Raw genomic sequence first — 14,660 nt, 5'->3', positions numbered from 1 at the left:
GAGAACTCCGGGTCGAGCGAACGCCCTCCGGCAGCCTTGGGCTACCGGACATGAAAACGGACGGCTGCCGGCGCGATGTTGCGCATCGCGCCGGAATTGTCGGTTACTTCGCGTTCTTGACGAATTCCGTGGTGTAGGTCTTGGAGAGGTCGATCTGCTTGCCTTGCAGGTCCTTCGAGAAGGCCGAAAGGACCGTCAGCACCGTCTCCGGGCCGCCTGCCGGCATGACCCCGTCGGCGGTGAACATCGCCTTGCCGGCGTCGAGCGCCTTCACATAGCCTTCCTTGTCGCCGACATAATAATCCTTCGGCATCTTTTCGGCGATCTCAGCACCGCTGTGGGTGTTGATGAACTTCAGCGTCTTGACGAAGGCGTTGGCCAGCTTCTGCACCGTCTCCTTATGCGCGTCGACCCACTCCGTCTGCATGTAGAGGGATGCTGCGGGATAGGTGCCGCCGAGCGCGGCCTTGGTGCCTTCCATCGTGCGCATGTCGACGAGAACGGCAGCTTCGCCGGTCTTGAGAAGTCGGCTGATCGTCGGTTCGGTGGTCATGCCCGCCTGGATCTTGTCCTGCTGCAGGGCGGCGATGAAGGTGTTGCCGGCGCCGACCGGAACCGAGGTGAATTCCCCAAGCTTCAAGCCGTTCTTGACGGCGAGATATTGAGTCAGGAAGTTTGTCGACGAGCCCAGACCGGTGACGCCAAGGCTCTTGCCCTTGAAATCGGCAGGCGACTTGATCTCGGGGTTCTTCGTCGAAACGAGCTCGACTTCGCCGGGCGCCTGGCTGAACTGGACGACGGATTCGACGAACTTGCCCTTGGCTTGCAGATCGATGCTGTGGTCGTAGAAACCAACCACCGCCTGCACGGCCCCGGCCAGCATCTCGTTTTCGGCATCGACGCCGGCGGGTTCGTTCAGCAGTTCGACGTCGAGACCTTCGTCCTTGAAGTAGCCGAGCGCCTCGGTCAGCTTGGCGGGGAGATAGATCTGCTTCTCGTAGCCACCCACCATGATGGAGATCTTTTCATCAGCGTGAGCCGATGGCGCGGTGAAAGCCATGGTGGCGACGAGTGCGACTGTAGCGGTTGAATCAAGCAGTATGCGCGTGAGCGACATGGCCTCTTCCCTTGTACGTTTCCCTCGCCCCTCTCTTTCGCCGCTTCTGCGGCAATGCGGGGACGCACGCCAACATTTATGGCATTCACCTTTCATCAAGCTTTCAACTGGGAACACGGCCCAACCAAGGCCGTCATGGTCGGTATCAACAATCGCAAACCGCCGTGCGGCAGTTCCGGTTTTGGCGAAGATACGGCTGAGGTAGGGCAGGCCATGGTCGCTCGCCAGTGCGCGCTAGCCTTGGGTGAGTACTTTTCACTTGTTCAGCGAAAACTAATATAGATGACCTGGAGCTAGTTTTTGTATAAAATGCCATTTTGTTTCAATTCCATCGGAATCCTGTTGCTATAAATATTCTTATCTGCGAGCGATAATCTCAAAAATACGCCAATGGCGTTGGGGATCTGCTCTTGGTCATGATTGAAAATATTTCGGGGTGCGGTCTGCTCTCGACGACGATACTTGCCCGCCGCATGTTGGCTGTCGCGGGTACAGCCACGGTACTCCTTGTCGGTGCTGCACATGCCGGCGGCGGGCGTGGCGGAGACGAGGTCGGCCAGCCCAGTTCAGGTGGTTCCAGTGGTGTCGACAACCCGACCGGCGTTGGTGGTGCTGGCGGCAACGGTAGCGCTTCCTCCGGCGGTGGTGGCGGCGGCGCCGGTGCGGTCAGCGGGGGTACGGGAGGGAGTGCTGGAGGCGGTGGCGCGGGTGGCGCGGGCGGTGTCCACGGCCATGTCGGCGCGACCTTGCCAGTTGTCGCTGCCACCGGCTCGTCCGGCGCGGCCGGCGGCGCCGGAATCGGCGGTGGCGGCGGCGGTGCAGGCGGTTACGGAGCCGTCGTGACCGGGGCCGGGATGGGCGGGATCATCTCCGGCAATATTACGGCTGGTAACGGTGGTGCCGGCGGCAATGGCGATGGCGCCAATCACGGCGGCTCGGGCGGTTCCGGCGGCATCGGTTTGGCCTTCACCGATGGCAGCAGCACCAGCACGGTCATTGTCAATGGCGTGATACAGGGCGGCAATGGCGGAGCCGGGTCCAACTTTGGCAGCCACGATGGCGCTGCGGGCGCTGGAGGCGCCGGCATTGTTGGTTCGAATCTCAACATCACAAATTTGGGCACGATCACGGGCGGGCTTGGCATCACCCAGGCAGCTGCGATCCGCTTCACTGGCGGCACCAACACGCTGACCTTTGGCAACGCCACATCCGGCCTCACCGGCGCAATCGTTGTCGACACCGGCACGCTGACCTTCGCTCAACCCAGCAATGTCGTCCTCGGTAGTGCCATCAGCGGTGCCGGCGCGATCATCAAGTCTGGCGCCGGTGACCTAACGCTCTCGGGCACCAACACCTATTCCGGTGCGACCCGCGTCTCGGAGGGCCGACTGATAGCCACCAGGGATACGGCGCTTTCCGAACGTTCCGATTACACGATCGACAGTGGCGCGACGCTCGAGCTCGCCGCGCCGGATTGGCATATTGCCACCATCGGATCGCTGGCAGGCGCAGGGAACCTGAAGATTGGCGGCGCCAACTCGACCTTGGCAATCGGAGCGAACAACGCCTCGACGGTCTTTTCAGGCACAATTTCCGGCGCCGGCTCCTTGTCGATGATCGGCGCGGGCAAACTCTCGCTGACTGGAACCGGAAACGTGCTTGAAGGCGCCCTCAAGCTCGAGGGCAGTTCCAGCCCGACCCTGGAGATCGATGGCGGCTCACTCACCTTGGGCACGTCGTCGGGCTGGGCGATGGCCACAAACGAAGTGGCGAGCGGCTTGCTGCGCGTAACCAATGGCGGGACCTTGAACCTGCTCGATCCCATGGGAACCTTGTCGATCAAATCGGCCATGGAGGTCTCTGGAGAGAATTCCACCGTCAACAACGACGGCTACACCGATATTGGCGGCACCTCCGAAGCGTCCCTTGCGATCAAGGGCGGTGCCGTCATGAACAGCAGGCAAGGCGCGATCATCGAAGGCCATGGCACGTCGGCCGTGGTGACCGTCTCCGGACCAGGATCGACCTGGAATGTCGACAACCACATCTTTCTCGGCAACAAATGGAGTGATGGGACTGGCACGCTGGTGGTTTCCGCTGGCGGTACAGTCAATCTTGACGGTTCATTCTACTACGATCACCACCCGACACTTGGCGCTCCAGGCTCCAGCGTGACGGTTACGGGCACAGGGTCCAGGCTCAAAGTCAGTGATGAACTCGTCGTTGGTTTTGATTGCTTCTGCGGCGACACGACAACGTCGGAGCTCACCGTCGCCGATGGCGGCATCGTCGATGCTTGGATGATCTATGTCGGGGAGAAGTCTGTCCTCAATATCGGCGCTGGGCGCCTAGCCGGCACGATCGTCACATCAGAACTCGACAACAGCGGACGGATCGTCGCGGATTTTACCGACAGCACGACAATAGGCGCCGATATTACCGGAATCGGATCGCTGACCAAGCAGGGCTCCGGCAAGCTCGTTCTTACCGGCAACAACAACTACACCGGCGCAACCACTGTAACCCAGGGCATTTTGCAGGTTGACGGTTCGCTGGCCGGTTCAGGTGGTGTGATGGTCTCGGGCAGGGGCATCCTCGGCGGCATTGGCACGCTCGGCAGCGCCGGGTCGACCGTCACCATAGCTTCGGGTGCGACGCATGCGCCCGGCAAATCGATCGGCACCCAGACTGTTGCCGGCAACTACGTCAACCACGGCACCCTGGAGATCGAGGCCACGCCGACGAATGCCGACAAGCTGGTCGTCGCCGGTAGCGTCGACATATCTGGCGCCACGCTGGACTTGCTGCTGTCGCCAGCGGCAGTGCCCAATTGGAACATCAACAACGGCCCGTTCACGCTCATCGACAAGCAAGGCGCGGGCGCCATTACCGGCGTGTTCGGCCAGGTGACCAGTGACCTCATCTTCCTCGCCCCAACGATCGATTACAACGGCGGCGACGGCAATGACGTGACGCTTCAGCTTGACCGCAGGGATCTTGCCTTCGCCGCCATCGGCCAGACACGCAACCAGATCGCCACCGGAGCAGCGATCGAGGCGCTGCCCACGACAAGCGCCGTGTGGCAGGCGATCGTGGTTTCGACAAGCAAGGACGCCGCGCGGGCGGCTTTCGATCAACTTTCGGGCGAATTCCATGCCAGCGCCAAGACCGCGTTGATCCAAGACAGCCATTTTGTCCGCAATGCGGTCAACGACCGACTGCGCGCGGCCTTCGAAACAGCGGGAACAGCAGCCGCACCGGTACTCGCATACGGTCCTGGAGCGGTGTCGACCGCAGTGTTGGCCGCACATTCCGGCCCGGTCTTTTGGAGCCAGGGCTTCGGCGCCTGGGGTTCGATCGGCGGCGACGGCAACGCCGCCAAGCTCGACAGTTCGACCGGTGGAGCGCTTGCCGGAGCCGACGTCCTTGTCGGCGACTGGCGCGTTGGCCTGGCTGCCGGCTACAGCCATTTGAGCCTCGACGCTGACGCGCGTGCCGCCCGGGGAACGAGCGACAACTACCATCTCGGCATCTATGGCGGCAGCAAATGGGGTGCTGTCGCCTTCAGGGGCGGCCTTGCCTACACCTTGAGCGACTTCGACGGCAGCCGGACGGTCGGCTTCCCCGGCTTCTCTGACGCGCTGCGGTACAGTTATCGCGCCGGCGCTGCGCAGGCCTTTGGCGAGTTTGGCTATGGCATCGACGCCGGCCAGAGTGCCTTCGAACCTTTCGCCAATCTCGCCTACATCAATCTCCACACGGATGGCTTTGCCGAACAGGGCGGTGCCGCGGCCCTCGCCGTTGCAGGGGGCTCGACCGACGTCACCTTCACCACAATCGGGCTGCGCGCTTCGACCGTGTTTACGCTGGCGGGAATCGAGGCGACGGCGCGCGGCATGCTTGGTTGGCGGCACGCTTTCGGCAACACGACGCCTTTGTCAGCCAATGCCTTTGGCGGGTCGAGCACCTTCTCTGTCGCGGGCGCACCGATCGCCAGAGACAGCGCCATTGCCGAGGCTGGGCTCGACTTCGACATCTCTGCGACGGCAAGCATCGGCCTTTCGTATCAAGGCCAACTGGCATCCGACGCACAGGATCATGGCTTCAAGGCAAACCTTGCGGTGCAGTTCTGACCGTCCAGGAACACCCGCTTCAAGCCGGTCATCCCTGCCGCCTCTTGCGATAGCGCCAACATCCAGTGTTGTGCCGGTCTGATCTAGCCGTTGCGACCGCTATTTTCCGGGACCTTCACCTCGGGCATCGCGCCGATCAGCATGCGGGCATATTCGCTCTTCGGAGCGTCGAAGATGTCGGCGCAATCGCCCTGTTCGACGATTTCACCACGGTTGATCAGCGCCACGCGATCGCAGAGGTAGCGCACCACCGCCAGATCGTGGCTGATGAAGAAATACGTCAACCCGAGGCGATCCTGCAACTCGCACAGGAGATTGAGGACCTGCGCCTGCACCGACACGTCGAGCGCCGAAGTAGGTTCGTCGAGAAGCAGCAGCTCAGGTCCCGACGCGAGGGCACGCGCTATGCAGATACGCTGGCGCTGGCCGCCGGAGAATTCGTGTGGGTAGCGATGCAGATGCTGCGAACCCATGCCGACGAGCGAAAGTAGCTCGGCGGCGCGGTCGCTGCGCTGCTTGCCAGTCAGGCCGAGCGTTTCGTGGTGGATTATCAGGGGCTCGGTCACGATGTCGTGCACCGACATACGCGGATTGAGCGAAGCATAGGGATCCTGGAACACGATCTGCACGCGCGCGCGCAACCGCCGCAACTCGGCGTCGGAAAGTTTGCCCAAATCCTGACCCTGCACGCGAATGCTGCCTGATGTCGGCGTTTCCAGGTGCAGGATGGAACGCGTGAGGGTCGTCTTTCCCGAACCGCTTTCGCCGACGAGGCCGAAGCTCTCGCCCTTGCGCACTGTAAGCGAGACATTCTTCAGCGCGTGGACTTCGGCCGACTTCCCGAAAATCCCGCGACGTCCGGGATAGATTTTCGAGACGTTGTCGATTTCAAGCATGTTGTCAGACACGGGCAAGCGCCTCCATCTCGGTCACGCGAATGCAGGCGGCTGAATGCTGGTTGCCAAGGGGCACGGACGCTGGCGTCTCCGCTGTGCAGGCGGGCAGGGCGAATTGGCAACGCGGAGCAAAGCGGCAGCCCGGCGGCGGCACAATGAGGTTAGGCACCGATCCCGCCAGTCCGCGAAGCGCGCCGCGCTTGGTTTCCCGGGTTGGGATCGCCGACATCAGGGCGCGCGTATAGGGATGGACGGGATTGCCGATCACGGCTGCGACCGGACCGCTTTCGACGATGTTTCCCGCATACATCACGGCGACATGACTGCATGTCTGGGCAACGACGCCGAGATTGTGGGTGATCAACACGACGCCCATGTCGAAGTCGTTGACGCTGTTTTTGATCAGTTGAAGGATCTGTGCCTGGACCGATACATCGAGCGCGGTCGTCGGCTCATCGGCGATCAGGAGGTCTGGCCGGCCGATCAGCGCCATGGCGATCAGCACCCGCTGGCGCATACCGCCGGAGAACTGATGCGGGTAGTCGTCGAGCCTTGCCAGGGCATTTGGGATGCCGACGCGAACCAGCATCTCGCCGGCCAACTGCCGCGCGGCCTTGTGGCGCTGGCGTCGGCCGGCGTTGGGCGGACAGTCGATCACCGTGGGATCGTGCTCCGCTGCCGCCAATGCCACGTCGACCAGTTGTTCGCCAATGCGGAAGGCCGGATTGAGGTTGGTCGTTGGATCCTGGAAGATCATGCCTATGCGGTTGCCGCGCAACCGCTGCATCTGGGCCGGGCTGAGCTTGAGAAGGTCCTGGCCCTCAAGCAGGATTTCACCGGCCGTGTAATGCGCTGGCGGTGTTGGCTGCAGGCGCGAGACCGACAGGCCCGTAAGCGATTTCCCACAACCGCTTTCCCCGACAAGGCCCCAGATCTCGCCCCGGTTCACGGTCAGATTGATCCCGTTCAGGACATGCGCCCGGCCGTCGAAACTCGACATACGAAGGTGAAGGTCGCGGATTGAAAGTAGAGGGGCGGTCATCTCAGCGCCTCGCTTTCGGATCGAGGATGTCACGCAGGCCGTCACCCAAAAGATTGAAGCCGAACACCGCCAGGAACATCGCCATGCCCGGCGCCATCGCCGTCCACCAGTAATCGGGCATGTAGGAACGCGAGACCGAAAGCAGCGTGCCCCATTCCGGTGTGGGCGGGCGGACGCCGATGCCGATGAAACCAAGGCCTGCCACTGTGAGGATGGCAAATCCCATGTCGAGCGACATCTTGACGATGATCGGCGAGACGACGTTGGGCAGGATATGGCGGAAAAGGATGCGCTTGGGCGTGGCGCCGAGCGCGCGGGCTGCCGTCACATAGACCTCCTCACGCGCTGCCAGCACCTCGCCGCGCACCAGTCGCGCATAGCCGGGCCACCATGACAGCGCTATCGCGATGACCATGTTGCCGAAGCCCGAGCCGAGTGCCGCGGCAATCGCCATGGCAAGGATCAGTCCGGGTATGGTCAGCGTAAGATCGGTCAGCCGCATCAGCACCTCGTCGACCCAGCCGCGGGCGAAGCCGGCAACCGCGCCGACAAGCGTGCCGATCACCGAGCCGATGAGCACGACGCCGAAGCCGGCGAGTATCGAAACGGTGGTGCCGGCCATGACGAGCGAAAGCACGTCCTGGCCGAGCTCGTTGGTGCCGAAGGGATGGGCCGCCGACGGTGCCAGGAAGCGTGATGCGGTATCGACACTACCTGTGACGTGACTGGGGTAGGGGGCGAGTACGGTGCCGAAGACGGTGAAGAAGATCACCACCGCGACAATGACCGCGCCGAGCATCGACAGCTTGCTCTGCGAAAAGCGGAAGAAAGCGCGGCGCAGCCTGTCGCGGCGGGGCGTGCCGAGGTCGTCTGCGGTGTTGTGCTCAGTCGTGGTCATGAATAGCGGACCTTGGGGTTGATGACGCCGTAGAGCAGGTCGATGACGAGGTTGGCGAAGACGAAGAGCAGGCCGATGACCAGCGCGACGCCAATCACCGGCATCATGTCCTGCGAAACGATGGCCTTGGTGGCGTAGAGGCCAAGGCCTGGCCAGTCGAACACGGTTTCGACCAGCACAGTGCCGCCGAGCAGCCAGCCGAAATAGAGGCCGATCACTGTCAGCGTGGCCGAGACGGCGTTGCGGGCGACGTATTTGGTGATGATCTTCGTCGACGGCAGGCCGAGCGCCCGCGCGGTCATCACATAGTCCTGCTGCATGACCTCGATCGTTGAGGCACGCATCATGCGCATGATCGTGGCGAGCGGGGAAAGCGACATGGCGATGGCGGGGAGCGCAAGGTGGCGAAGCGACATGAAGAAGGTATTCCAGTTGCCTGCGATCAATGAATCGATGGTCAGGAAGCCGGTGACGAAGCGCGGTGGGATGACGACGATCGGCAGGCGTCCGCCGAGCGGCAGCCACATCAGCCACATGGCAAAGCAGAGCTGCAGCAGCAGGCCAAGGAAGAAACGTGGCATCGAAATCGCGCCGATGGCGCCGACCTGGGCAAGATAATCCGGCCAGCGGTTGCGCCATACGGCGGTGACGAGGCCAAGCGGGATGCCGACAGCGACCGCGATGAACATCGCCGCGAAGACGAGTTCGAGGGTGGCGGGAAGGTAGGCTTTGATATCGGCAGCGACGGGACGGCGCGTGAGCAGCGACGTCCCGAGGTCGCCATGGACGAGGCCGGAGACATAAGTGGCGTACTGCACCCAGATCGGTTTATCCAAACCGTATTCCACAGCGAGTGCTGCGATTTCAGCTTGCGTGGCGTTCGGACCTGCGGCGAGCGCCACCGGATCGCCCGGCAGAAGGCGAGCGATGGCGAACATGATGATCGTCAACCCGACGATGACGGGTATGAGCAGCAGGAGCCGCCGCAGGATGAAATGCAGCATTGCCGATGTCCTCTGATTGGAGCTTTGGCGGGCCCGAAAGCCCGCCAAATGTTCGACTTAGCCGAGCGACAGGCCCCAGGCCTCGATCGCGTTGGAGGCGACCGGCGTGAAATGGTAGTCCTTCACGTTGTCTCGCATCGCAAGCTTGCGGCGCTCCAGCACGCCGAAGATGTCAGGCGCATCCTCGACGACCTTCTTTTGGAATTCACCGTAGATCGCCACGCGCTTGGCCTGATCGATTTCCTTGCGCCCGGCCTCGATGAGAGCATCGACTTCCGGGTTCTTATAGACGGCGTTCTGCCAGGCGCCATTGCGTGACGAGTGGTAGGCGGCGTAGGCGATGTTGTCCGGGTCGCCGTAATTCGCCGTCTGATAGACGGGGAACAGGTCCGGGAAGGTTTCTGGCGACTTGCACGCCGTCACCATGTCGGGCCAGTTCATGGGCACGATTTCGAGTTCGATGTTGAGCTGCTTGAGGCTGTCGAGCATGATGAGTGCCCAGCGGCGCTGCTGCTCAAGTCCCGAGACGTGATACATCTTGAGCTTGAAGCCGCCTTCCGGCTTGGCCGACTTTGCCAAGTACTCCTTCGCCTTGGCCAGATCGGTGCCATAAGCGACGAGATCGGGATTGAAGCCGAGGATGCCCTTGGGCAGCGGGCCGTTCATCGGATCGGCATAGCCTGCCGCGTCGAGGATCGCCTGATAGTTCGTGGCATAGGAGATCGCCTTGCGCAGGTTGATGTCGGCGCAAGGGCCATGCTGCGTGTTCATCTTGATCGAGAAGGTACGGTATTCCGGCTCGATGACGCTGACAACGCCGGGCGCATCCTTCAGCGCGTCCATGTCCTCGCTGGTGAGATCGGTGGCGATATGCGCCTCGCCGCGCTGGACCATCAGCCGCTGTGTGGCGGTTTCACGCACGATCTGCCAGATCACGCCTTCCAGATTGCCGCCATCGGCCTGCCATGCCTCGGGTGCGCGGGCCAGCTGGTACAGCGTGCCGACCTCGAAGCGGGCGACAGCAAACGGACCCGAGCCGGCAGTATTGGTCATGAGATAGGTCTCGCCAGCATCGCTGCCGAGATTGGCCTCGACCACCGCCTTTTCGACGATGAAGATCCACGGCAGCACCTGCAGGAACGGCGCGAAGGGCGTGGTGAGCTTGAATTTCACGGTGCCGGTATCGACCGCAGTCACGCCTTCGGCGATGACGATGTCGCGGATCATCCAGGAGTTGCCCTTGGCAAGCTTCAGCGCACGGCCAAAGGAATAGACGACGTCGTCGGCCGTGACAGCATTGCCGGAGTGGAACTTCGCGGCCTTGTTCAGGACGAATGTGTATTCCGTTCCGTCAGCGCTGACGGTCCAGCTCTCGGCGATGCCAGGTGCGGGCACTGGCGGATTGCCGGAGATGCGCACGAGCGGGTCATAGACGTTGCGCATGAAGAAGGACGAGGAATAGCCGGTCGCGGTGTGCGGATCGAAATTGGGGATGTCCTGGCCTGCGGCGATGATCAGGACGCCACCCGATTGCGCAAAGAGTGCGCGGGGAAAAACTGATGTGGCGAGGCCCACGCCGGCCAGGGCCAGCAGGCCGCGCCGCGAGATGTTGAACTGGTCAGAGGTCATTGCATTGCTCCTGTCGGATGTCTGGTCGTCATTGCAAATGGGCGGCGCCAGATGGCCGGGCGCCGCCGGATCTCGATGGGGCTCACGCCCAGGCCACGTTCTCTTGCGGCGTCACGGTGCCCGGCGTTCCCGGTTCTTTGCGGTAGTTGAGCGCGACGTGGTCCGGTGTCACGAAGCCGAGTGCGAGGTCGCGGGAAATTGCCGCTGCATCGCGCTCCGCGGAATTGCCGTATCCGGAGCCTCCGGCCAGGACGAGTTCCACCACCTGGTCGGTCCGGTGCAGCGAAACGAGTTCGCCCGTGCCGCAATCGCGCAACACGCTGCCATCGGTTGAGAGGACGCGTCCACGCGCCCCGCCGCCGGCCTGTCCGCCGAACAGCCCGTCGATCGGATTGTCGACGCCCTCGGGATAGACGGAGACGAGCATCTCCAGCCCGTCATCGTCACGCTTGCGGAAGCGAATGACCTGGCCAAGTCCGCCGCGCATCTTGCCGGCGCCGCCGCTGTCTGCACGGAATGCCTTCTCCAGCACCAGCACCGGCACGCGGCTTTCCATCAGTTCGATGGAGGTGTTGGCTGCCGAGGTCGGCCAGAGAAGTGACGAGTGGCCGTCGCCGCGCTCGGAGCCGCCCTGACCGCCGCCGCAGAAGAGCATGTCCGAATAGAACTGCCCGTCCTTGGTCTGGCCATAGACATTGGCGGCCACGGCAAGTCCGGTAAACGACTGGACCATATCGGGCGAAGCCGATGCGAGTGCTGCGAAGATGTTCGGGGCGAGATACCAGCCGGTACGGGTGCGCAGGTTGACCGCTGCCGGATAGGTCGGGTTCAGGATCGAGCCTTCGGGCGCGGTGACGGTGAACGGGCGATAGCATCCGGCATTGCCGCGCACCGTCGGCGTGAGCATGCACTTCAACGGGTAGGTCGCATGAGCCGCCGTGTAATTCAGCGTTGAGTTCAAACCACCCTGGGGCAGTTGCGGCGGGGCACCGGCGAAATCGACGCTGATGCTGTCGCCTTCCACCTTCACCAGAACCGGGTAGCTCATCTTTTCGCCGAGCGGGTTGTTGGTGATGACGGAGCGGTATTCGCCGTCGGGCAGCGCACGGATCGCATCGCGCATGGCTTTTTCGGACAACCCTTGGACGACTTCGGCCAAGGCGCCCAGATCATGCATGCCATAGTCGTGCATGAAGGCGTCGAGCCGTTCCGCCCCGAGCTTGTTGGCTGCGACGAAGGAGAAGATGTCGCCCAGCACCTGCTCGCCGTTGCGGACGTTCTGGCGAATGAGTTGGATCAGCGTCTCGTTCGGCTTGCCTTCCTCGAAGATCTTCATCGGCGGGATCTGCAGCCCTTCCTCGTAGATCTCGCGGGCATGGAGCGAATCCTTGGTGCCCCCGATATCCGAGACGTGGCCGACAGTGCCCATCAGGCCCACGAGCCGGCCGTTGCGGAAGGCAGGCGTGACGATGGCGATGTCGAAGAGATGGCCAGCGCAGAGCCATGGATCGTTGGTGATCAGCACGTCGCCGGGCTTGAGCGTCTCTGCCGGATAACGCGCCAGCAAAGCCTTGACCGCGCGGGGAAGCGTCAGGTTGAAGACCGGCATCGCGCGCGGGCTATGGGCAAGCGTTTCGCCATCCTTGTCGAGCAGTTCGCAGGCAAAGTCCTGCGCCTCGGCGATGACGAGCGAAAACGCGGTCCGGCACACAGTCAGCCACATTTCCTCAACGACATTGACAAGGCGCGACCACATGATCTCGAGGCCGATCGGGTCGGCCTTGATGCGTGCGACGGCATCAGCCCTCGACATGTCTTCAGTGACAAACGCCTCAACGGCCTTGAGCGCGCCGACCTGGACGCAGAGGTTCTGGCTTGCGTCAATCGTCACGCTGTCCGACGGGCCGACGACGGTGGTGGATTCCCGTTCCTCGATGATTGCCGGTCCGGGGATCGTGTCGCCGCTCCGCAACGCGTAGCGATCGTAGACAGCGGTCTCGAACTTTCCTTCGTCGAACCAGCAGACGCGATGCCCCTTGATCCGGGCGGCGGTATCGCCGCCACCGGTAGCACCGGTCAGCGAAAGCTGCGGCGTGGGGCCTGCCACACGAACGCGGAAGTTGACGGATTCAAAGCGCGCTCCCTCGAAAGGCTCGGCATAGCGGGCCGAATAGGCGCGAACGAAGGCCTCCCGTATCGCCGGCAGGTCGGCTTCACTCAGCGCCGAAGCAGGAAGCGGCACGCTGATGTCATGCATCTGCCCGACGAGGCGCATGTCCGCGCTGCGCTCGACCACCATGTCCCCTGCAGCGATGTCCGAACGTGACAGCTGGTGGCGCCCCTCGTCTTCGAGGTCCGTCAGCACGCGATTGACTGCTTCCGCGTCGAAACCGGACTTCAGCTCGACACGCAGCGACCGCACGCCCTCGAAGGAAAGAGGAGCGGCGAGGAAGCCGAGCGCCGATGCCGCGCCCGATGCAGGCGGGATCAGGACGGAACTGATGCCCATGGCACGCGCCACGTCGACCGCGTGCGCGGGGCCCGCGCCGCCGAAACCGACCATGGAATATTCGCGCGGATCCTTGCCGCGCTCAACCAGATGCACGCGCGCTGCCGAGGCCATGCTCTCGACAACGACCTTGTGGATGCCGAGTGCCGCCTGTTCAGTCGTGAGATCCAGCGGCCCAGCCACGCGTGCGATTGCCGCGCGGGCAGCCTCGAGGTCCAGCTTCATGCGGCCGCCGAGGAAGAAGTTGGGATCGTAGTAGCCAAGCGTGAGGTTGGCGTCGGTGACCGTGGGCTCCTTGCCGCCCATGCCATAGCATGCCGGACCAGGATCGGATCCCGCCGACTGGGGGCCAACCTTGAGCAAGCCGACGTCGTCGATTGCGGCGATCGAGCCGCCGCCTGCGCCGATCTCGATCATCTCGATCACTGGCGCCTTGATCGGCAGACCGGAGCCCTTGACGAAACGGTGGACGCGCGCGGCCTCCATCATCGGCGAGATTTCGGCGCGGCCGTTCTCGATCATGCATGCCTTGGCGGTGGTGCCCCCCATGTCGAAGGAAATGACATCGGAAAGCCCGGCTGCCTTGCCGAACAGGGCGGTGGCGAGCCCGCCGCCCGCAGGACCGCTTTCGAGCAGTCGGATCGGAAAGTCGCGCGCGGTCTCCAGAGACATGAGTCCACCGGCAGAATGCATGAGACGAAGCGGCCCAGCGAACCCGACGCTTCGCAAGGATTTCTCCAGCTTGGTCAGGTAGCGATGCATCAGGGGCTGCACGAAGGCGTTGGCGCAGGTCGTAACCGTACGCTGATACTCGCCCATTTCGGCCACGACCTCGCTCGATATCGAGATCGACAGTTCCGGGAAGGCAGCGCGGATGATCTCGGCGGCGCGATGTTCATGGGCAGCGTTGGCATAGGAATGGATGAAGGCAATGGCCACTGCCTCGCAGCCTTGCGCGACCAGCGCTTTCGCCGCCAGCAGAACCTGTGCCTCGTCGAGACGGGTTTCCACCTCGCCTGCGGCAGTCATGCGCTCATCGACCTCGCGGCGCAGGTCGCGGCTCACCATGGGGTCGGGGAACGAGACGAAAAGGTCATAGATGTCGTAGCGCTGTTCGGTTCCCATTTCGAGCAGGTCCCGGAAGCCGCGCGTCGTAATGAGGCCGACAGGAGCACCCTTGCGCTCGATGACAGCATTGGTGACCAGCGTTGTGCCGTGAACGATTTCGCCAACATCCCCGTGAGTGATGTTCTGCAGGGCAAGCAGCTCCTGCAGGCCGAGCAGTGCGGCCTCGGACGGATCGTGGGGGGTGGTCAGTCGCTTGTGAAGCGTGACCGAATGATTTTCGCCGTCATAGAGCACGAAGTCGGTGAAGGTCCCACCAATGTCGAACCCCACGCGCCAGCGGTTGGGCAGATCACTCATTACATGA

The 14,660-nt window shown here is 62.9% G+C and carries 8 protein-coding genes; 1 reads left to right on the top strand and 7 read right to left on the bottom strand.

All coding sequences use genetic code 11. The annotated features are described in order from the left end of the window. Nucleotides 1-103 precede the first annotated feature (103 nt). A complete protein-coding gene (locus AC1RTB_RS01425) occupies nucleotides 104-1,117 on the bottom strand; it encodes an ABC transporter substrate-binding protein (protein ID WP_492876799.1) in 1,014 nt (337 codons plus the stop codon). Between the two features lie 416 nt (nucleotides 1,118-1,533). Between AC1RTB_RS01425 and AC1RTB_RS01420 the strand changes: the two genes are divergently transcribed. After that, nucleotides 1,534-5,250, top strand: coding sequence for an autotransporter domain-containing protein (locus AC1RTB_RS01420; RefSeq protein WP_492876801.1), 3,717 nt, complete (start codon nucleotides 1,534-1,536; stop codon nucleotides 5,248-5,250). A gap of 83 nt (nucleotides 5,251-5,333) precedes the next feature. On the opposite strand, the gene AC1RTB_RS01415 is transcribed toward AC1RTB_RS01420, so the two are convergent. From AC1RTB_RS01415 to AC1RTB_RS01390, 6 genes are all read right to left on the bottom strand, one after another. Then, a complete protein-coding gene (locus tag AC1RTB_RS01415; protein ID WP_492876803.1) occupies nucleotides 5,334-6,158 on the bottom strand; it encodes an ATP-binding cassette domain-containing protein in 825 nt (274 codons plus the stop codon). Next, nucleotides 6,151-7,188, bottom strand: a complete 1,038-nt coding sequence (locus AC1RTB_RS01410) for an ABC transporter ATP-binding protein (RefSeq protein WP_492876805.1) — start codon at nucleotides 7,186-7,188, stop codon at nucleotides 6,151-6,153. Before AC1RTB_RS01410 ends, AC1RTB_RS01415 begins: the two co-directional genes overlap by 8 nt. Nucleotide 7,189: 1 nt before the next feature. Then, nucleotides 7,190-8,086: an ABC transporter permease gene (locus AC1RTB_RS01405; RefSeq protein WP_492876807.1), complete on the bottom strand. Its 897-nt coding sequence runs from the start codon at nucleotides 8,084-8,086 to the stop codon at nucleotides 7,190-7,192. Next, a complete protein-coding gene (locus tag AC1RTB_RS01400) occupies nucleotides 8,083-9,090 on the bottom strand; it encodes an ABC transporter permease (RefSeq protein WP_492876809.1) in 1,008 nt (335 codons plus the stop codon). The genes AC1RTB_RS01405 and AC1RTB_RS01400 overlap by 4 nt, the downstream gene beginning before the upstream one ends. A gap of 57 nt (nucleotides 9,091-9,147) precedes the next feature. After that, nucleotides 9,148-10,719, bottom strand: a complete 1,572-nt coding sequence (locus tag AC1RTB_RS01395) for an ABC transporter substrate-binding protein (protein ID WP_492876811.1) — start codon at nucleotides 10,717-10,719, stop codon at nucleotides 9,148-9,150. An 82-nt stretch (nucleotides 10,720-10,801) separates the two neighbouring features. After that, entirely contained in the window at nucleotides 10,802-14,653 is a 3,852-nt protein-coding gene (locus AC1RTB_RS01390) for a hydantoinase B/oxoprolinase family protein (RefSeq protein ID WP_492876813.1), read from the bottom strand. Nucleotides 14,654-14,660: the final 7 nt, after the last annotated feature.

It is taken from the genome of Aminobacter sp. GW821-FHT11F06 (genome assembly GCF_058808215.1).
Note: the sequence above shows the minus strand (reverse complement) of the source record. Positions and strands in the feature narration are given on the sequence as shown.